General features: G+C 61.2%; 19 protein-coding genes. 6 read left to right on the top strand and 13 right to left on the bottom strand.

All coding sequences use genetic code 11. The annotated features are described in order from the left end of the window. Position 1 precedes the first annotated feature (1 nt). Together AC4QBL_RS10560 and AC4QBL_RS10555 are read right to left on the bottom strand one after the other, a co-directional pair. Entirely contained in the window at positions 2-1,204 is a 1,203-nt protein-coding gene (locus AC4QBL_RS10560; protein WP_056277453.1) for a Gfo/Idh/MocA family protein, read from the bottom strand. Continuing rightward, positions 1,204-2,166: a PDR/VanB family oxidoreductase gene (locus AC4QBL_RS10555; protein ID WP_105749405.1), complete on the bottom strand. Its 963-nt coding sequence runs from the start codon at positions 2,164-2,166 to the stop codon at positions 1,204-1,206. The genes AC4QBL_RS10560 and AC4QBL_RS10555 overlap by 1 nt, the downstream gene beginning before the upstream one ends. A 180-nt stretch (positions 2,167-2,346) precedes the next feature. On the opposite strand from AC4QBL_RS10555, the gene AC4QBL_RS10550 reads away from it, so the two are divergent. The 4 genes from AC4QBL_RS10550 to nadC are packed head-to-tail and all read left to right on the top strand — an operon-like array spanning position 2,347 to position 5,462. Beyond that, the gene (locus AC4QBL_RS10550; RefSeq protein WP_472908417.1) at positions 2,347-3,318 is read left to right on the top strand and encodes a Bug family tripartite tricarboxylate transporter substrate binding protein; all 972 of its coding nucleotides are present in this window, start codon (positions 2,347-2,349) and stop codon (positions 3,316-3,318) included. A 20-nt stretch (positions 3,319-3,338) separates the two neighbouring features. After that, positions 3,339-4,073 (top strand): TSUP family transporter, encoded by a 735-nt coding sequence (locus AC4QBL_RS10545; protein ID WP_472908416.1) that lies wholly within the window; start codon positions 3,339-3,341, stop codon positions 4,071-4,073. 59 nt (positions 4,074-4,132) lie between these two features. After that, complete coding sequence (locus AC4QBL_RS10540; RefSeq protein WP_472908415.1) at positions 4,133-4,588, top strand: bacteriohemerythrin; 456 nt, start codon at positions 4,133-4,135, stop codon at positions 4,586-4,588. 22 nt (positions 4,589-4,610) lie between these two features. Beyond that, complete coding sequence (gene nadC, locus AC4QBL_RS10535; RefSeq protein WP_472908414.1) at positions 4,611-5,462, top strand: carboxylating nicotinate-nucleotide diphosphorylase; 852 nt, start codon at positions 4,611-4,613, stop codon at positions 5,460-5,462. A 153-nt stretch (positions 5,463-5,615) separates the two neighbouring features. Here nadC and AC4QBL_RS10530 read toward each other — a convergent pair whose 3' ends face one another. After that, positions 5,616-6,326: a PDR/VanB family oxidoreductase gene (locus tag AC4QBL_RS10530; protein WP_333710628.1), complete on the bottom strand. Its 711-nt coding sequence runs from the start codon at positions 6,324-6,326 to the stop codon at positions 5,616-5,618. A 134-nt stretch (positions 6,327-6,460) separates the two neighbouring features. On the opposite strand from AC4QBL_RS10530, the gene AC4QBL_RS10525 reads away from it, so the two are divergent. Further along, a complete protein-coding gene (locus AC4QBL_RS10525; protein WP_492131583.1) occupies positions 6,461-6,907 on the top strand; it encodes a transposase in 447 nt (148 codons plus the stop codon). 18 nt (positions 6,908-6,925) lie between these two features. On the opposite strand, the gene istB is transcribed toward AC4QBL_RS10525, so the two are convergent. From istB to AC4QBL_RS10510, 3 genes are all read right to left on the bottom strand, one after another. Next, positions 6,926-7,753 carry an IS21-like element helper ATPase IstB gene (istB, locus tag AC4QBL_RS10520; RefSeq protein WP_472902295.1) on the bottom strand — a complete coding sequence of 276 codons (828 nt, stop codon included), beginning with the start codon at positions 7,751-7,753 and terminating at the stop codon, positions 6,926-6,928. Further along, positions 7,746-9,272: an IS21 family transposase gene (gene istA / locus AC4QBL_RS10515; protein ID WP_472906857.1), complete on the bottom strand. Its 1,527-nt coding sequence runs from the start codon at positions 9,270-9,272 to the stop codon at positions 7,746-7,748. The genes istB and istA overlap by 8 nt, the downstream gene beginning before the upstream one ends. Before the next feature lie 93 nt (positions 9,273-9,365). Continuing rightward, positions 9,366-9,599 carry a BrxR family helix-turn-helix transcriptional regulator gene (locus AC4QBL_RS10510; protein WP_472908353.1) on the bottom strand — a complete coding sequence of 78 codons (234 nt, stop codon included), beginning with the start codon at positions 9,597-9,599 and terminating at the stop codon, positions 9,366-9,368. A 208-nt stretch (positions 9,600-9,807) separates the two neighbouring features. Here AC4QBL_RS10510 and AC4QBL_RS10505 point away from each other — a divergent pair, with 208 nt between their 5' ends. Next, positions 9,808-10,212: a lysozyme gene (locus tag AC4QBL_RS10505; RefSeq protein ID WP_009238717.1), complete on the top strand. Its 405-nt coding sequence runs from the start codon at positions 9,808-9,810 to the stop codon at positions 10,210-10,212. 81 nt (positions 10,213-10,293) lie between these two features. Here AC4QBL_RS10505 and AC4QBL_RS10500 read toward each other — a convergent pair whose 3' ends face one another. From AC4QBL_RS10500 to clpK, 7 genes are all read right to left on the bottom strand, one after another. Next, a complete protein-coding gene (locus tag AC4QBL_RS10500; protein ID WP_472908352.1) occupies positions 10,294-11,448 on the bottom strand; it encodes a S1C family serine protease in 1,155 nt (384 codons plus the stop codon). Positions 11,449-11,471: 23 nt separating this feature from the next. Then, a complete protein-coding gene (locus AC4QBL_RS10495; protein WP_009238719.1) occupies positions 11,472-12,437 on the bottom strand; it encodes a zinc metalloprotease HtpX in 966 nt (321 codons plus the stop codon). A 7-nt stretch (positions 12,438-12,444) separates the two neighbouring features. After that, positions 12,445-12,915: a phosphate-starvation-inducible PsiE family protein gene (locus tag AC4QBL_RS10490; protein ID WP_009238720.1), complete on the bottom strand. Its 471-nt coding sequence runs from the start codon at positions 12,913-12,915 to the stop codon at positions 12,445-12,447. A gap of 75 nt (positions 12,916-12,990) precedes the next feature. Next, positions 12,991-13,431: a thioredoxin TrxC gene (trxC, locus tag AC4QBL_RS10485; protein ID WP_009238721.1), complete on the bottom strand. Its 441-nt coding sequence runs from the start codon at positions 13,429-13,431 to the stop codon at positions 12,991-12,993. Then, on the bottom strand, positions 13,428-15,311 hold the full coding sequence (gene ftsH / locus AC4QBL_RS10480) for an ATP-dependent zinc metalloprotease FtsH (protein ID WP_009238722.1): 1,884 nt from the start codon (positions 15,309-15,311) through the stop codon (positions 13,428-13,430). Before ftsH ends, trxC begins: the two co-directional genes overlap by 4 nt. 27 nt (positions 15,312-15,338) lie before the next feature. After that, on the bottom strand, positions 15,339-16,769 hold the full coding sequence (gene cls, locus AC4QBL_RS10475) for a cardiolipin synthase (RefSeq protein WP_472908351.1): 1,431 nt from the start codon (positions 16,767-16,769) through the stop codon (positions 15,339-15,341). A gap of 17 nt (positions 16,770-16,786) precedes the next feature. After that, the gene (clpK, locus tag AC4QBL_RS10470) at positions 16,787-19,636 is read right to left on the bottom strand and encodes a heat shock survival AAA family ATPase ClpK (RefSeq protein ID WP_009238724.1); all 2,850 of its coding nucleotides are present in this window, start codon (positions 19,634-19,636) and stop codon (positions 16,787-16,789) included. Positions 19,637-19,681 lie beyond the last annotated feature (45 nt).

The following is a 19,681-nucleotide window of genomic DNA, read 5'->3' as shown; positions in this document are numbered from 1 at the left end:
GTCAACGCCGAATGGCGGGTACTGCGGCTTGGTGCTCCAAAATGATAGCGCCTCCTTTCTTGCTCGATTCGAGGATCGCCAGACACACTTCCATCGTTGCCATGGACCAGGCGCCAGAATGGGTAGGCGCTGCACCTTCCCTGGCCACTGACCACATTTCGTCCACGACCTCTGAACGTTGAACCGCCTGCGGTGGCAGCGCATCAAGGTGTACGCCATGGACGTCGTGAATTTCTACGCCATAGGGCGTCAAACGGAGGTCTGCCTGTTCGCAGCAGGCGATGACAGGCCCGAAGTGTTGAAAGGCGGTAGGTGCGCCTCTAAGATCTGGTACGTAGTCCGGTCCACCAAAATTCCGGTTGGCTTTCCGACGGGCTTCGGCAATTTCGTCTTGTGTACTCAGGTACTTTTCTCGGGTGAGTCGGTGGGTGTCGGTGTTCTTTGGCCACCCCATCTCGCCGACGCCGCCCATCCACGGGTCGGTGTCAAAGAAACCGTACCCGTTGTAGGTCACGCTGGCAAAGGCGCCGGAACGAAAGTTCAGAATGGCGGTGTACGCTCCCTCGGTGGGGCGCTGCCGGTCCCACCCCCCGGTTCTAGCGTAGACGGAAGCGACCTCTCCTCCGGCAAGCAATCGAACGATATCGATCTGGTGTGCCGCCTGGCTGAAGACAACACCACCCCCTTTCGTTGTATCCAGTTCTTCCGGACGTCTTGGCCGGTAGAGGAAGTCGGTGAAGTTCATGGCTTGAATCATGCGGACACGACCAAACCGCCCCGACTCAATGATTGAGCGCGCGCGCAACACTGGGGCATTGAAACTGTGGCTGTGACCCACGATCAGCTGTGTGCCTGCTTGTTCGCAGGTCTCCCGCATGCGCTCGCATTCCGAAAGCGACAACGCCATGGGCTTTTCGACGAGCGCGTGTTTCCCATGCTTGGCAGCAAGACGTACATGTTCTTCGTGCAACTGGTGAGGCGTTGCGACATAGATCCATTCGACGTTCGGGTCAGCGCAGAGTGCGTCTGCAGAGGTGTGCGCGACACCACCGAACGCTTTCGAAAAAGCCGCTGAAGCACCTGCATTGGTATCGAAGCAAGCGACCAGATCGATGCGGGGGTCTTTGCTGAGGGTTGGAATCATCAACGTAAATGCGCGTCCAAGTCCTAGGACGCCAAGCTTGATCGGTTGCATCGTTGCCATCACAGGTCGAGGACAAGCGTGTCGGACTTCGCTCTGGAGACGCAAACCATGATGTGATCTTCCTGCTCTTCCGGGAGCAATGCCAGATCTCGGTGATCCGCCTCACCCTTGAGCAACCGGACTTTGCATGAGCCGCATGTTCCGCTCTCACACGAACTCGGCACCCTGATGCCATGGTCTCGTAACGCGTCCAGGATACTGCGGTTGGCCAGTACCAGTAGCGTCTTGCCAGCTTTGGCCAACTCGACCTCGAATGGTTTGTCGTCTGCGTGGGGTTTCGTATCCGCACCGAAGCTCTCGAAATGCACCGCACTGCTGGGCCAGTGCCCAGTCATGTCCTTGACCTCATCCATCAAACGCTTGGGGCCACAGCAGTAGACATGCACACCCGCCTGAGGTTTCTCGAAAACGGACCACAAGTCGAATGTCTTTGCGGGATCGCCGTGGGTGTGATGGACAACCACACTGCTGGCAAGTTCAGGCGAGCGCAGCTCGTTCAGAAAGGCGGCTGACTCAGGTGTGCGAGTCAGGTAGTAGAGCTTGAAACTGCGCAAGCCTTCCGCTCGCAGTGAATGGATCATGGCGCGCATCGGCGTAATGCCTATGCCGCCCGCTACGAGGATGAAACTCTTCGCCTTGTCGCTCAGCCCGAACAAATTGCTTGGGGTGCCGGCCATGAGCGTATCCCCCACGTTCACCTCATCGACCAGACTCTGCGATCCCCCCCGGCCGTCCGCTTCTCGTTTGACCGCGAGCTGATAGTGGTCTGCCTCATCGGGGTTACTGCACAGAGAGTAGTGGCGCATCGCCCCATTGGGAACCCGTACAGCAATGTGCGCTCCCGCCGTGAAGCGGGCCAGAGGCAAAGAGTCAGGGGATTTCAGTTCGAAAAGAACGGTGTCTGTAGCGATGAACTCCTTGTGGGTCACCAAGAGGGGGCGCATTGTCTCGTCTGTAGTCATGGTCTGTGATCTTGCTTAGAAAACATGGTGGTATCCACTCTTGACAAAGGTCAAACAAGAGGGAAAAATTGATTATCTTAGTTAGCTAAGAAAAAAACAAGCACTGTCGCACATGCTCTTTCCGGGGGCAAGGCAGAAGTGCTTGCTGATCCGCTTCAACCCTACCAACGGAGACAATCCATGAAACGACGTTTTTTTGCTGCCTTGGCTGTGACGACCATCCTTGCGTCCAGTCTTTCGCAAGCGCAGACGAGTGACTTCCCCAACCGCCCGGTCAAGTTCATCGTGCCCTATGCTCCTGGCGGCTTGCCTGACACCGTGGCGCGGGTCATCGCGCAAAAGCTATCGGAGCGGATGAAGCAGGGCTTTGTGGTGGAAAACAAGCCCGGGGGCAACGGCGTCGTGGCGATACAAACACTCACTAGGCTGCCGGCTGACGGTTACAGCTTCATCGTGTCCGATGGCTCCATGCTTTCGATTACCCCACAGATCAACAAGGCGGCCAAGTACGCTGTCGGACAGGATCTGCAGGCTGTGTCGCTGATTGCCCGCTCGCCATTGTTCTTGGTGGCGCACCCCAAATCGGGAATCAAGACCTTTCAGGAGTTTGTGGCTCGCGCCCAGAAGGAGCCCGGAGCGTTTACCTATGGGTCTTCGGGGATTGGAAGCACGCATCACCTTACGATGGAGGCTTTGAAGTCGGAGCTCGGACTTTCCATGGTCCACGTTCCATTTCGTGGATCGGGTCAGTCGGCGCCCGCCCTAGTAGGCGGACAAGTCGACTTCCTGTTTGCCGCTTTGCCTTCCATGTTGGGTTTTGTAAAGAACGATCAGGTCATCGTTCTGGCCAGTAACGCACCCAAGCGTTCGGCTTCGGTTCCCGATATTCCTTCGATTGCAGAAACCGTCCCGGGGTTTGACTTTTCAGTCTCCGTTGGCGTGCTGGCACGAACGGGGACTCCACCTATGATCTCCAAACGGGTGGCTGATGAGATCGCACAAATTGTGAAACTGCCAGATGTCATCGAGAAGTTCCAGGGAGCCGGCATCGAACCTATCGGTGCTGGTGGTGATGCCTACCGGAAAGTCATCGAGCAAGAGAATCAAGCGATGGCAAAAGCAGGCAAGTACGCCGAACTCAAAGCTGAGTAATGTATGCCGATGGGGCTGGTATGCCCCTCGTAGCACTGTGGCTCGCCTGTTCTGGCGCCATCGTGCTGGGGGGACTTGTCAAGGGAACACTGGGAGTGGGGCTGCCGCTTGTGGTGCTTCCCTTGTTGTCGCTTCTTCTCCCGGCACCAAAGGCTATGGGGCTGCTCGTCATGCCGGTCCTGCTTTCGAACCTGTGGCAGGCTGTTGAAGGCAAGAGGCTGAATGAAGGAATGCGGCGTTTTGGTGGCTTGATGGTCTGCCAGTTCGTCGCGACACTTGCCGCTATCCATTTGACGAGGAACCTGTCAGTGCAGGGCTTCAATGTTCTGCTGGCAGTCGTGGTGATGGTCGCCGTAGGGATGATGGCCATTGGAGCAACTTTTCGGGTGAATCCCGATCAGGAGCGGTGGATGGGGCCTCTGGTTGGCGGGGTCGCAGGCGTAATGGCCGGCGTCTCGACATTGACCGGCCCCATTCTCATTGCCTATCTTTTGGCACTCAAACTGCATAAAGACGAGTTCATCAGGTCCATCAGTATCATCTACCTTCTGGGCTCTGTTCCCATGTATGGGACTATGATGTGGTACGGCCGCTTTGGTTGGGAGGAAGTCGCTCTTTCCTGCCTAGCCCTGATTCCCATGTTCGTCGGCCTTCGAACGGGAAGATTGCTTCGTCATCGGCTCAGTGAAGCCGTGTTTCGGCGTCTGCTGCTGGGGCTGCTGACCGTGCTCTCCGTGTTGCTCATCACCAAGTAACCGCATCTGACCACTTGGAGCAGGGATGAACTGTTTTATTTTTATGAGTAACGTGACCAATGAATTCAGCAATCAGTTGGGATGATGGCTACCTTCTTGGGTTTAAACCCATGGATTTGGTACACCGGGAGTTCGTCGAATGCGTGGCGGCGCTTCAACGGGCAGAAGAAGCCGACCTGGAGGGCGTACTCAACACGCTTGCCCGGCACTGTGAAGACCATTTCGAGATGGAAAACCGCTGGATGCGCGAAACCGACTTTCCTGCCAGCGAGTGTCACATCAACGAACACGCCGCCGTGTTGAAAAGCATCTATGAGGTCGGGCAACAACTGGCCAGCGGCAACGTGGCTGTGTGCCGCCGACTGGGTAGCGAGCTGGCCACCTGGTTTCCTGGTCATGCGGACTACCTCGACTCAGCCTTGGCGCACTGGATGTGCAAACGCTCACTTGGCGGGAAGCCTGTGGTTCTGCGTCGTAACATCAGGAGCAACGAGTCTGCTCCTGAGCAAACCTAAAACATATCCAACACTTTTTCACATGAAGACCTTTGACGAACAAGTCCACGCGGATGTCCAACGCACACTAGAAGAGGATGTGGGCACGGGAGACTTGACAGCGGCGCTCATCCCAGCGGATCGTAGGGCAGTTGCCACCATCATCTGCAGGGAATCAGCCGTCATCTGTGGTCGTCTCTGGGTCGACGAGGTGTTTCGTCAATCCGCTCCTGCAGCCCAGATTCACTGGTTTCTCAATGACGGTGAACGGTGTGAACCTGGTCAAAAAGTCGTTGAGATCCAAGGCCTGGCTCGAGAGTTACTGACCGCTGAGCGAACATGTTTGAACTGGCTGCAAACACTCAGTGCGGTTGCGACCAAAACGGCTCAGTATGTCAAAGCGGTGGAGGGTACTGCCGCGAGCATTCTGGACACCAGAAAAACGATACCTGGATTGCGGACGGCACAAAAATATGCAGTGCGATGCGGAGGCGGAATGAACCACCGCATGGGGCTGTTCGATTCGATTTTGATTAAAGAGAATCACATCGCTGCGGCTGGAGGACTGACTGCTGCGTTCAATGCTGCGCTTAAGGTCGAGTCTCTTGTCTCGTTCATTCAAGTAGAAGTCGAAACCCTTCGGCAACTGGAGGAGGCCCTCGACGCTGGCGTAAAGATGGTGTTGCTGGACAATATGTCTCTCGGAGACATCAGAGCATCTGTGAAGTTGTCCAAAGGGCGATGCAGTCTAGAGATATCTGGCGGAGTCATCTTTGAAAACCTTCGGACGTACGCCGAAACGGGTGTGGACCGAATCTCTGTCGGAGCGCTGATCAAGGATGTCAAGGCCGTGGATTTTTCCATGCGTTTCCAAGACAAACCCGTTGAGCAATAGTGAGCTCAGGTTTTCGAAAATCGGGGGTTGTCCTGGGATAACGTTGAAGTCCGCTTAAAAGCCTGACCGTCCAAGTACTAGGGGGACAGTTCATTCCCGGAGCGGTTCATTGTCGGCCGCGACTGAGTGATGGCTCTGACCGAAGTACTGACGTCAAGCATCAAGTACAAGGCAGCCCGAGCGGCAGGAAGAGACGCAGATCATCATGGATTTGTTGGCCGCGCGCTCCTGCTTGGACAGCAGTTGGTCGCGGTGATCGATATCGCCCGAGATGACCTTGGTCTCGCAGGCGCCACACACGCCCTCGCGGCAGCTGTGGTCGGGGCTGAGGCCCGCCTCAATGAGTGCGTCGAGCAGGGTCACACCGGGCGGCACCTGGACCGTTCGGCCGCTTCTGCGCAGTTCCACGGTGTAGCCGCTGGCGGGAATCGCGGGTGCGGTCGTCGGGGTGGCGGCAAAGCGTTCCAGGTGTACGTTCTGCTGGCCCAAGCGCTCGCAGGCGCGTTCATAGGCATCGAGCATGGGGCCGGGGCCGCAGCAATAGAAGTGGGTGCCCGGCGGATGGTCGGCGAGCAGGCGTTCGAGGTCAGGTGGGCCACCTTGCTCGTTGTCGAAATGACATCTCAGAGAAAGTCGGGAGTCGTGAGTCTCAACCAGCGCTTCGATCTCGGCCAGGAAGGCCGCCTCAGAGCGGCTTCGCGCGCAATAGACGAGCTGCGCCTCGCGCCCGAGCGCTGCGAGGCGCCGCAGCATGGCGTAGACCGGTGTGATGCCAATGCCCCCGGCCAGCAGCACGCTGCGTGGCGCGGCCTCGTCCAGCCGGAAGTGGTTGCGCGGCGCACCGATAGCGATGGTCTGGCCCACGCGAAGCTGCTCGTGTACGAAGCGTGAGCCGCCTCGGCTGTGGCGGTCGTTGGTAAGCGCTCTATGAACCCCGTCTTTTAAAGGCAAGGCTGATCGGAGATGCTACGTGTCCACGTACAACAAGGTGGACACCTATGACAGAGATCAGTGCAGAGTTGAAGAGCAGATTGGTCAGCGGACGAAAGCGTGATGGGCGCTGTGCATACGACCCAGTTGCCAAAGCGGAGCTTGTTCAGTCCTGCATGCAGCCCGGCGTTTCCGTGGCGCGCATGGCGCTGCAATACGGCATCAACGCCAACTTGCTGCGCCGCTGGATCACCCAGCGCATGGGCACGGACATGAAGGCCGGTCGGGCCAACATGCCGACTGTAGCGATGGGCGGCGGCGATACATTTGTGCCGCTGCGACTTGCACCACCCGGTGCTGTGCCTGTCGCTGCTGCGCTCAAGGTTCGGCTTCACGCTCGACTGCCCAATGGGGTGGAGGTCGACTGTTGGCGCCGATTGAATATTGACCCACCCTGCCGATCCAATATTGACCCAGGGCGGACTGCTGAATTTTCTTTCAGCAATTGTGGATAAGTGTAGCGATTGGCCCTTTCATAACGGCTCGTCCGCCCCCGGGGGTACTGGTGTGGTCGAGCGGCCTTTGCGTGAGGTCTCCCGGGCCTTGATGCGTGACTTGGCCTCCAGGGTGCTGTGCCTGAAGCGGTAGGACTCGTTTCCGGTCTCCACGATGTGGCAATGGTGCGTCAGCCGGTCCAGTAGCGCCGTGGTCATCTTGGCGTCGCCGAACACCGCCGACCATTCCGAGAAGCTCAGGTTGGTGGTGATGACCACGCTGGTGTGCTCGTACAGCTTGGAGAGCAAATGGAACAGCAACGCACCGCCCGCCTGGCTGAAGGGCAGGTACCCCAATTCGTCCAGGATGACTAGGTCCAGACGCTTCAGCGCCAGTGCGATGCGCCCGGCCTTGCCCTCGTGCTTTTCACGCTCCAGTTCATTGACCAGATCAACCGTGGAATAGAAGCGCACACGCTTGCCCTTGGCCACAATGCCGGTCACGCCAATGGCGGTGGCCAGATGCGTCTTTCCTGTGCCCGGGCCGCCGATGAGCACCGCGTTTTGTGCCGCCTCCGTGAACGCCATCGTGGCCAGTTGATGCACCAGCTTTTGGTCCACCTTGGAGACCTCAAAGTCGAAGCCTGCGAGGTCGCGATGCAACGGGAACTTCGCTGCCTTCATCTGGTGGCGCACCGACGCAAAGGCCCGCTGCGTATGCTCAGCCTTCAGCAGGTGCTCGATCAACCAGCGCGACGTTTGAACGCCAACATCGCTTGGCGGCCCCTCCTGCGTCATCAGCTCTGCCCAGGCCTCAGCCATGCCGTTCAGGCGCAGCTCTTTCAGTTCGGCAGCGACATCACGCATGGCTGATTTCCTCCATGGCGTCACCGCGCAGTCTGTCGTAGCGCCCGGTGTCGGCCAACGGCGCCTCCTTGAGCTCCAGAGTGCTCTGCACATTGGGCGGCGGCTCCACGGCGTTCAGACGCGCCAAAACGTTGAGTACGTGCTCGGTGCTGAGCGCGCCGGACTCGATGACCAATTCGACCGCCACCAGCACAGCGTCCAGCCCGTGGCTGGATACGCAGTTGAGCACCTGGGCCATGGTCTTGTCACCGCCTTCAACCCGCATCAGGCCCTGACGCAGGCGCTGCAGGGGAGCCGGCATGTCGGCAAAGGGCGCGCCGTTTCTCAGCGCGCCGGGCTTGCGCTGGATCAGCGTGATGTAGTGCTGCCAGTCATAGCAGATATGGCCCCGGTTGGGCAGCCGCTCATGCCGGGCCACAATCACCTCGTCGCAGCTCGCGATCTCCACCCGGCCCGGGTACAGCCGGGTGCTCACGCGCTGGCCGACCAGCTCGCACGGCACCGAGTACCGGTTGCGCGCCACCGCCACCAGGCAGGTACTCGACACCTTGGCCGAGCGTTCCACATAGCCATCAAAGGCCGTCGGCATCGGCATGAGTTCTGCACGCTCCTGCTCCAGCATCTCGGCCACGCTGAACGCCTTGTGCTCGGGGTGGCGCACCTCATCCCACAGGCTGCGGCAGCGCTCGCCCAGCCAGGCGTTGAGTTCGGCAAAGCTGCCAAACTTGCGCTGCTGCGCGTCCAGCCAGATGCGCCTGCGGCTGTCCTGCACGTTCTTCTCCACCACGCCTTTCTCCCAGCCGCTGGCGACGTTGCAGAAGTCGGCGTCAAACAGGTAATGCGCACACATCACGGCAAAGCGGGCGTTGACGACGCGGCCTTTACCGCCTTGTCCACCTTTACCCCGCTGAACCTTGTCCACCGCCGTCTTCATGTTGTCGTAGATGCCCCGGCGGGCCACGCCGCCCAGCGCCGCGAACAAACGCGTATGAGCATCAAACAGCATTTCGTGTCCCTGGCTGGGGTAGGCCACCAGCCAGAACGCGCGGCTGGCACACAGCTTCATATGCGAAACCTGCATGCGGTGGTAGATGCCGCCCACCACCAGCCCCTCTTCGCTCCAGTCAAACTGAAACGCCTCGCCCATTTCAAACCTCAGCGGCACGAACGCCTGGACGCCCTTGCCTGCATCGGCACGCCAGCCTCGAATGAAATCCGTGACGCGGGTGTAGCCACCTTCATAGCCGCTGGCCTTGATTTGCGAAAACAGCGCGCGCGCCGTTCGCCGGTCCTGCTTGGGCCGCTGAGCATCGGCCTTGAGCGAGAGCACCAGCTCGGCCACATAGGCACCGAGCTTGTTGAATCCCGGCTTGCGTTTGTAGACCGGCTCCTTCACCTCTTCTGGCGTCCTCAGCCAGCTTCGTACCGTGTTGCGCGACAGGCCCGTGCGCTTGGCGATCTCATGCAACGACATCTTGTCGCGCAGGTACATCCGACGAATTCTTCCCAACATTTCCATGGTGATCACCCTCTTTGCCCCCTGCCCAATAATTGAGCAAGGCAAGTTAAACACCTGGGTCAGTTTTCAGTCGGCACAGTGGCCTGGGGTGGGTCAGTTTTCGGGCGGCGGCAACAGGTAGATCTTGTTGCTGCCGTCGAAGGTGATGTTCTGCGGCGCGATTTCCCGGTACAGCGCCAAATCGCGTGTCGCCCCTGCCGGAGCAACGCCAAAACGGTCGATCAGGTCGGGGCGGCCAATCTCACCGAAGAAGTAGAGCCGGAAGTCGATGTAGGCCAGCCGCTCGCGCTGGGCGTGGCTCAAGCTCTCAACGCGCTGGGGATGCATGGTCAGGTGATCCTCACCCACGGAAGATGACGGTTAGACCGAAATTGGTTGTTCGATTGCTCATTTCTAGGCAGTTTACATCATCAAATTGATGACATAATACTCTGCGACGGAAGCTGGGGCAATGAGGTATGGCGAGTGAATGCCGGGGTAGTGTGAAGTTGATCGGTTTGCGCTCCTCGCCGTCCAGGATTTCGCTTGTCGTAAGGTGAAGCGTGGAATCGAGATCACTGCCATTCCCTACATCTGCCCCGCAGGCTTCTGGACGATTGGTTACGGCCACTTCTGCGATCCGAAGCATCCGCCGATCACGGAGGCAGAAGCCGAGGCCTATCTGGCGCGAGATCTGCAGACGGCTCTGGCGGCGACGCTGCGCTACTGCCCTGTGCTGGCCACCGAGCCCGAGAGCCGGATCGCGACCATCGTGGACTTCACGTTCAACCTCGGGGCGGGGCGGCTGCAGACCTCGACGCTGCGACGGCGGATCAACCAACGAGACTGGAGTGCAGCCGCAACAGAGCTGCGTCGATGGGTCTATGGTGGCGGCAAAGTGCTGCCGGGACTCTTCGCGCGACGAGAGGCTGAAATTTCCTTACTGGACACCAAAGTGTAGGGCATCGAGTTTCTGCGGCGCGAATACTTCATGCATCCCATCGTTATTCTTTGCCGATCCCCAGAAGTCATCAACTCCAGATCAGGCGCCAGGTTGCAACTCCACGCGCACTTCCCGTGGCTTACCGGCCCGCTCGACTGACAAGACCACAACATCTCCTACCTTTTGGTCGTCAAGCCGTGCGAGCAGTTTGGCGACATCGTCGACGGGAGCGCCGTCTATGCCTGTGATACGGTCTCCCGGCACGATGCCTTCGGGGCCAACGGTGATACCGCTCAGCCCCGCCTTTTGCGCCGCTGAGGCAGGGGCGACACGGAGCACAAACACGCCTTGGGTACTGGTCAGTGCCTGCAATCGGCGGTTGAGCTGCTCGTCTACCTCGATCCCAAGCGCCGGACGGATGTATTTGCCGGTCTTGATAAGTTGTGGCACCACACGCATGACCGTGTCCACCGGTACGGCGAAGCCAATCCCAGCCGATGCACCGGAAGGGCTGTAGATCGCTGTGTTGATGCCGATCAGACGGCCGGCGGAATCGAGCAACGGCCCACCCGAGTTGCCGGGGTTGATAGCGGCATCGGTTTGAATCAGGTGTTCGATGGTCACTCCGCCAGATTCTCCGGGCAGCGATCGATCTAGCGCGGACACGATGCCGTTGGTGAGTGTCCAATCCAGGCCGAAGGGGTTGCCGATGGCGAACACCTTTTGTCCCACCTTGAGGTCTGCGCTGGTGCCGACCGGAACGGCGGGCGGGCGCTGGAAGCCGACGCCGATTTTGAGCACCGCGATATCGTGTGCCGGACTCACTCCGACCAGCGCGGCTTGGTAATCGCGGCCGTCGGCCAGTTTGACCGTGGCCTCCGACGCCCCCTGAATCACATGAAAGTTGGTAACGACATGACCGGCGTCATCCCAGATGAAACCCGAACCCGTCCCGCGCGGCACGGAAAAGACGTTGCGCGTCCAGACATCTCGTACCAGTTGGGACGTCGTGATGTAGACCACCGATCCCCGGGATTTCTCGAACAGTTCGATGGTGGCCTGTTCGTCAGCGGCCAGATCGCCACGCGGCGTGACGGTGCGCTCAGCGGCTTGGCGCGGGCTGAACCAGGCCTCGATGGCGGGCAGGAACTGCCAGAACAGCATGAGTGCGGCAACGCACGCAGTGATGAAGAGCCACCGCCGGACGAAATGATCCGGAGCTGGGCGTTGTGGGTAAGGATCGTGGTAAGCCATGGCGGGGGTTCCTTTCGAGTGATTTAGCGCCAAAGGCCGCTCAGGCCCCGGCGTGGCGGGCGCATCGGGGCGAACGACCTTGGCGCGAGATATTCCGTTTGGTACGGCAGGGCCTGCGATGGCTGAGGCGCCAACGCCATCAGGCGCGCGATACGATCCTCTGTCGCCGGATGCGTGCGCAACCAGGACGGTTCGGGATTCCCCCAGCCGGGCAACAACCAGGCTCGCCACGAGCGGCTCACCCGCTCGATCTTCGCCAGCGCCGAGGCGAGCCCGTGCGGATCTCCCGTCAGCTCTACTGCCATCCGGTCGGCATCGAACTCTCGCACACGTGACAGACCCAACTGTGCGAGCAGTGCAAGTTGCGGCGAAGCGGCCAACAACAGTAAGCCAATCCAGTTAATTTCTGCTGCACCGACCAGCAAGGCTGGCATGCTGATCAGGAGCGCGACCTGACCCAACAACGCCAGCAGGTTCGTGAGCCGGCTGATCGAATCGGCCAAGCCCATGACACGAAGATCTTCTTGAGCGATGTGCGCGACTTCATGCGCCAGCACGGCTTGCAGTTCGCGCATACTCAGGCTGCGGAGCAGGCCATCGGTGAGGGCAATGGAGGCAAGGCGCCTGGAGCCGGTGGCAAAGGCATTGACGATGTCGCTGGGCACATAGTACGGAACCGGCGTGTTCGGCAATCCTGCGCGAGCTGCGAGCGCTCGCAGCAACGACCAGATTGCGGGGGCTTCATCAGGGCGCAAGGGACGGGCGCCATACAGACGCAAGGTCATCGCGGAGGCGGCGACAGGTTCGATCAGCAGGGTCAATGCGCATGTTGCCAGTGCCAGCCAAAGGCCAATCTCGCCGAACAGCAGACTGCCAGCGGCAGCTGCGATCCCCACCAGGGTCAAAACCAGCAGCGCGGTTTGAAAGCGATTGAGCCAGCGGTGCCTCGACCTGGCATCGTGTCGGCCGACTAGACCATAGGGGGTCATGCCTCCATTACTCGCTCTTGCGGTCATCGCGTTCACGCATGAGCCAATAGGTCAGACCCAAGGCCAGTACCGTCCCCGCCAGCGCGGCCACTTTGGCAGGATCAACGTCGGGTTCTAGGATGATGAACTTGCGGGCCAGTGCCAGGATCGCGATCAGAATGACGGTCTTGACCTGGATGATGCTTTCCTTGCGCAGAGCCACTTTGACGATCGAATGCTTGAATTCCATGGCGATCAGCAGCGTCATGGTGGCACCGAACACCAGCTGGAAAACCTTATGATCCAGTGGATTCAGCGCATCCATGACGAGCAGTGTGAACACCAGCCGAATCAACTGAATCAGCGAAATCACAATTACCAACGCGATGACGCCCGAAAGCGTGATGGCAACGAACTGCTCGAAGCGCTCGTAAACCGTCATCAACCGCCACTGGGAGCGTATCTCGTCAAGGGCCGTGTGGCCAGATTCTTTATTCATAAGCGTTGCGCTCTCTCTTTCAATGAAACGTTAATGGAACGGAGAGTCCGAGAAGACGACTCGATCACACCTGAATCACCGGGGCAATTGCGAAGCCACCCAGCGCATAATGTCCTGCGCGCCCATGGCGCCCGCCTGACGTGCAACCTCATGTCCCCCCCGGAACAAAATCAGGGTTGGAATGCTGCGAATACCGAACTGGGCGGCCAGGTGAGGCTCGGCCTCGGTATTTACCTTGGCCAACCTCACCTTGGGTTCAAGCAGGGAGGCTGCCTGCTCGAACTGCGGCGCCATCATCTTGCACGGTCCACACCACGGCGCCCAAAAGTCAACCAGCAGCGGCAGGTCACTGCGCTCCAGATGACGGGCGAAGGTCGCTGTGGTCAGATCAATGGGTTCTCCGGTGAACAGCGGGTGCTGGCACCGCCCGCAATTGGGCTTCTCTGCCAACTTGTTGGCTGGCACGCGATTGATGGATTGGCAGTGTGGGCAGACGATATGAATGCTGTCACTCATGAGGGGGCTCCTTGGGACACAGAGGAAGTAATGGCTCCGGCAGTTGGGCCGCTGTGACATGGGGATTCGAGCTGTAGCCCTTGCGTCAGTTGCCGGATGCTGTATTCATCCAGCGTTTCCCGTGCGAGCAGTTCGCGCGCGCACCGCTCCAGCACTTCTCGGTTAATTTCGAGAATTCGGTATGCACGATCAAACACACCCATCACGATGTCACGGATGGCTTGGTCGATGCGTGTCTGAGTCGATTCGGCTACCCGGCAGCCACCCTGTACCAGTTCAGGCGCATCAAGAAAACGCGGCCTCTGTGCCTCAAAAGCAACGTACCCCAAGCCCTCATCCATGCCGAAGCGCGTAATCATATCGCGGGCGATGTCGGTGGCCCGCGCGAGATCGTCTGAAGCCCCTGTGGACAGCTCGCCAAACACGAGCTTCTCAGCCGCGCGCCCTCCCAGGAGCACGGCGATCTTGTGCTCCAGGTCGGCACGTGTCATCAGAAATCGGTCTTCGGTGGGCCGCTGCAGGGTGTAGCCGAGTGCACCGATGCCACGCGGAACGATTGAAATCTTGTGTACCGGATCGGTGCCGGGCAGCGCCAGCGCCACCAGCGCATGCCCCATCTCGTGATAGGCCACGGTTTCCCGCTCCTTGGGATTGAGCACTCGGTTCTTCTTCTCCAGGCCCGCCACGATGCGCTCGATGGCGGCGGTGAAATCCTGCAACTCCACGGCGGACGCTTTGCGCCGGGTCGCGGCCAGCGCGGCCTCGTTGACCAGGTTCGCGAGGTCTGCACCCGAAAAGCCCGTGGTCAGCGCAGCCACCTGTTCGAGATCGATATCCTGAGCCAGCGTCACCTTCTTGACGTGGACTTTCAGGATGTCCAGCCGTCCCTTCTTGTCGGGCCGGTCCACCAGCACCTGACGGTCGAAGCGACCGGCGCGCAGCAGCGCCTGGTCGAGGATTTCGGGGCGGTTGGTGGCGGCGAGGATGATCAGCCCGACCGAGCTGTCGAAGCCGTCCATCTCCGTGAGCAGCTGGTTGAGGGTCTGCTCGCGCTCGTCGTGGCCGCCGATGGGGCCGCCGACGCCGCGCGCGCGGCCCAGCGCATCGAGCTCGTCGATGAAGATGATGGCCGGCGCCTGCCCGCGGGCCTGCTCGAACAGGTCGCGCACGCGCGCTGCACCCACGCCGACGAACATCTCGACGAACTCCGAGCCTGAGATGGAAAAGAACGGTACCCCGGCCTCGCCCGCCACGGCCTTGGTCAGCAGGGTCTTGCCCGTGCCGGGCGGGCCAACCAGCAACACACCTTTCGGGATGCGCGCCCCGAGCCGTCCATACTCCTGCGGATTCTTGAGGAAATCGACGATCTCAACCAACTCCGCCTTGGCCTCATCGACACCAGCGACATCGGCAAAGGTCACGCCAGTGTTCTTCTCCATGAATACCTTGGCACGGCTCTTGCCGATGCTCAGGAAGCCGCCCATGCCCTGCTTCTCGGCGAAGCGGCGGAACAGGAAGAACCAGACGCCGAAGAAGGCCACCGCCGGCAGAATCCAGGAGAGCACATCACGTAGCCAGGTGCTTTCCACCACCCGCGCGTAAGGCACGTCGTACTTGGACAGCCGCTCGGCCAGGTCGGGTTCGACGCGAGTGGCCACGATGGTGGTCTTGCCCCGGCTGTCCGGCGATTTCAGGCGCCCGGTGACCGTGCGGTCCGACACCAGCACTTCGGCGACGCGCCCCTCGGCCAGCGCCTTCTCGAATTCGCTGTAGGGCACGGGCTCGACGGTCTTGGCCGCCTGCCAGTAGTTCTGCAGCGTCAGCAGCAACAGGCCGGCGACGATCCAGTAGCCAATGTTCCATTGATCTTTCTTTTCCATGGGCAATGTTCCTCGCAAGTCGTGCCGCTAGAGAATGGGGGTGAACAGACGGGCCACCCCGTCGCGCAAGCGGATGGCCAGCGGGCGGGCGCGCAACGCCATGGCCGATATCTCGTTCGATGCATCACGGGCGGCATCAAAAAGGGATTCCAGCCGCGTAGACAGCGCGGTGTCGTACACCTCCACATTGAACTCGAAGTTGAGGCGCAGGCTGCGCGCATCCCAATTGGCCGAACCCAGGCAGCACCACTGGCCGTCTATCAGCATCAGCTTGCTGTGGTCGAACGGGCCAGGCCGTTCGAAGATGCGTACACCGTGCTCCAGCACCTGCCAGTAGTGGGCGCGCGCGGCCCATTGCACCGTGGGATGGTCGCCGTTTGCGGGCGTCAGCACCTCGACGCGCACGCCGCGCAACGCGGCCGTGCTCAGCGCCGCGATCATCGGCTGATCGGGCACGAAGTAAGGTGTCCAGATGCGCACCGAATGCTTCGCCGCGCTCAAAGCGCCCATGAAGGTCCAGCGCATCCTGTCCAGGGCCTCATCGGGACCGGCCTCGATGCCGCGCGCCCAACTGGTTCCTTGCTCATCAGCCGTTACGGGCGGTTCGCCCCAGTAACCCTTGCTGAGCCGCTCGCCCGTGGTATCGCACCAATCATCGGTGAAGCACCGCATCAGATGCGCAATCACCGGCCCGCGCAGACGAAAGTGCAAATCGTGACAGGCCTGGCCCGGCGCATCGGGCCGCCAATACGGACCGAAGATGTTCATGCCGCCGGTGAAACCCGTCTCGCCATCGATCACCAGCAGCTTGCGGTGATTGCGCAGATGCGCGGCATGCAGGCGCGCGGGAATCAACGTCGGGTTGAACGTAGCTGCCGGAACGCCGGCGCGTTGCAAGGCGCGGTAGGCGCTGCGGGGCGACCAGCGGGCATAGACGTCGTCGATCAGCACCCGCACTTGCACGCCGCGCTCATGAGCCCGGCGCAGCGCATCGACGAACTGCGCCCCGATGCCTTGGCTGTCGAAGATGTACGAAGCCAGCGCGACGCTGTGCCGCGCCGACTCGATGGCAGCGAGCATGGCCGGGTAGGCCTGCTCGCCATCGACGAGCGGCTCGATGCGGTTGCCGCTGGTCAGCGACTGGCCGGTGGCACGTCCCACCAGGTGCGCCAGGCCGGCAAACGGCGCCGATACGGCCTGGGGCATCGTAGGCACGAGGTCCTGCCGAACAGCAGGATCTGCCCCCGGAAACAGCCGCCGCGCCCGCCGCTGGTAACGGTTGATGCCGAACAGCCCATACAGCAGCGAACCGGCAAGCGGCAACAAGGCGATCAGCAGTACCCACAGCGTGGCCGATCGCGGGTCACGCTTGTAGATGATCGCGTGCCCCGCTGTGGGGATAGCGACCGCCAGCGACACGAGGGTGGCTGCCCATGTCAGCCCGTTGGGGTCGGACACGACAGCCTCCCCATGACTCAAGATTCGCCGCCCGCTGACTTCTTCTTGCGCGCAGGCTTGCTCGCGTCGCTCGGCGGCGTCTCGGCCACGTTCGCGGCATCGGGCTTCTCAGGCTCGGCCGGCTTCGCGGGTGGCTCCTGGCGCTCGAAGACCACCCGTTCGGCCTTGTCGTCCCAGCGGGCGCTGGCGTGATCGGCCTTGCCGATACCGCCACCCAGCATCTCGCGCGCCAGAGCAGTTTCCAGCTCGCTGCGGATCAGCCGCTTGAGCTCACGCGCGCCGAACTCGGGCTTGTAGCCTTCCTCCGCGAAGTGATCGATCAAGGTCTGATCGAAGGCGAGCGTCACGCCCTGGCTGGCGGCGTTGCGGGCCACACGATCGAGCTGCAGGCCGACGATATGGCGGATCTCCTCCTTGCCCAGCGCATGGAAGACGATGATCTCGTCGATGCGGTTGAGGAACTCGGGGCGGAAGTGTCCGCGCAGCACGTCCATCACCTCGCCCTTGGTCTTCTCGTATTCCTCGCCGGCGGCGCCACGGGCCTTCAGCCGACGCTGGATGATGTCCGAGCCCAAGTTCGAGGTGGCGATGATGATGGTATTGGTGAAATCCACCACCCGGCCCTTGCCGTCGGTGAGCCGCCCGTCGTCGAACACCTGCAGCAGGATGTTGTAGACGTCGGGGTGAGCCTTCTCGATCTCGTCCAGCAGCAACACGCTGTAGGGTTTGCGCCGCACCTTCTCGGTGAGCTGGCCACCCTCGTCGTAGCCGACGTAACCCGGAGGCGCCCCCACCAGGCGTGCCACGGTATGGCGTTCACCGTACTCGGACATGTCGATGCGCAGCAGAGCACCTTCATCGCCATAGATGGACTCGGCCAGCGCCTTGGCGAGCTCGGTCTTGCCCACGCCGGTCGGCCCGAGGAACAGAAAAGTCGCCACCGGCTTGCTGCCTTCGCGCAGGCCCGCGCGCGACAACCGCACGGCATCGGCCACCGCGCGCACTGCTTCGTCCTGGCCCACCAGGCGCTCGTGCAGCCGCTGCTCCAGATGCAGCAGCTTCTCGCGTTCTTCCACCGTCAGCTCGTTGACCGGAATGCCGGTCAGGCGCGAGACGATCTGCGCGACATGCTCGGCCTTGACTTCGGCGCTGCCCGAGGCGCGCTCGCGTTCCCATTCCTCGACAAGCTTCTTGAGTTCGGCCTCTTTGGCCTCGATGTGCTTGCCCAGCTCGGCGGCCTTGTCGTACTGCTTGCGCGAGGCCACATAGTCCTGCTCACGCCGCAGCTGGTGCAGTTCGGACTCCAGCTCTTGCACCGCCACCGGGCGGGCCGTGGCCGACAGCTTCACGCGTGCGGCCGCCTGGTCGAGCAGGTCGATGGCCTTGTCAGGCAAAAAGCGCGCGGTGATGTAGCGGTCCGACAACTCGGCGGCGGCGATGATCGCATCCTCGGTGATGCTGACCTTGTGGTGCGCCTCGAAGGTGTCGCGCAGGCCGCGCAGGATCATCATGGTCTGCGCTACCGTCGGCTCGGGCACCATCACCGGCTGGAAGCGACGCTCCAGCGCGGCGTCCTTCTCGATGTACTTCTGATACTCGTTGAGCGTGGTGGCGCCGATCAGGTTCAGTTCGCCGCGCGCCATCATCGGCTTGAACACGTTGGCCACGTCCAGCCCGCCTTCGCCGCCACCCTGGCCTGCACCGACGATGGTGTGCACCTCGTCGATGAAGAGAATCAGCTCTCCCTGGTGCTCGGTCACTTCCTTGAGCACCTTCTGCACGCGCTCCTCGAACTCGCCGCGGTACTTGGCGCCTGCCACCATGGCGTTGATGTTGAGTTCGACCAGACGCTTGTCGCGCAGCGTCTCGGGCACTTCGCCGGCGACCATGCGCTGCGCCAGCCCTTCGACGATGGCGGTCTTGCCGACGCCGGGCTCGCCGATCAGCACCGGGTTGTTCTTCTTGCGCCGGGCCAGCACTTCGATGGTCGTCTCGATCTCCTGCGCGCGGCCGATGACCGGATCGAGCTTGCCCTCGCGCGCCATCTTGGTGAGGTCGCGCGAATACTTGTCGAGTTCCGGCGTGTTGGTCGGCGTCTCGGCGCGGCCATCCTCGGCCCCTTTGCCGACCACCTTGCTTACCTGCTGGCGCAGCGCTTGCGGCGTGAGGCCGTAACGGCGCAGCAGGTTGGCCGCCAAACCTTCGCCTTCCTCGGCGAGCCCGATCAGGAAATGCTCCGGCCCGACATAAGAGTGGCCGAGTTCGTTGGAGGCCACGAAAGCACGGCTGAGCGCGTCCTTGACCCGGGGCGACACGCCGATCTCGCCCTCGAACGGCTTATCGCCGCGCTTGGCTTCGGATTCGATCTGGCGCTTGAGGTCATCGACCTTGATCTTGAACTGCCCCAGGATGGTCTTGACCACGTCGCTGTCGGATAGCGCCAGCAGCAGGTGTTCGGTATCGACTTCGGCGCGCCCGAACTCTGCAGCGTGTCGGGCGGCCTCCTGCAATAGGGCCTCGGACTGTTCGCTGATACGGCTGGCGAGCCCACTGCCGCGACGGCGCGCGGTGCCCGTACCGGCCGGGGCGGGTTCGCCGAACGAGGCATCGACGACCTCGTCGGTATCGGCCGCCATGGACGGTGCGTCGTCACCGATGCGGAAGAAGTCGCTGCCAAGGAAGTCTTCGAACAGCCCGCTGCGCGAGCCGAACAAGGCTTCCAGCGGTGAGACGGTGCGCTTTTGCTGGCGCACCAGTTGGCGATAGTGATCGTCACACAACAGCATGGTGCTGTGGCGACCATTGAGATTGGCTTCCACCCGCACCGTGGCGGGCTGGCCGCAGACTTGGCATTGTTTTCTGGCCATGCTGATGCTCCTGTAAAGATTGATCTGACGAGGCACCGCCGATCA

The sequence above is a fragment of the Hydrogenophaga sp. L99 genome (assembly GCF_058731905.1).
Note: the sequence above shows the minus strand (reverse complement) of the source record. Positions and strands in the feature narration are given on the sequence as shown.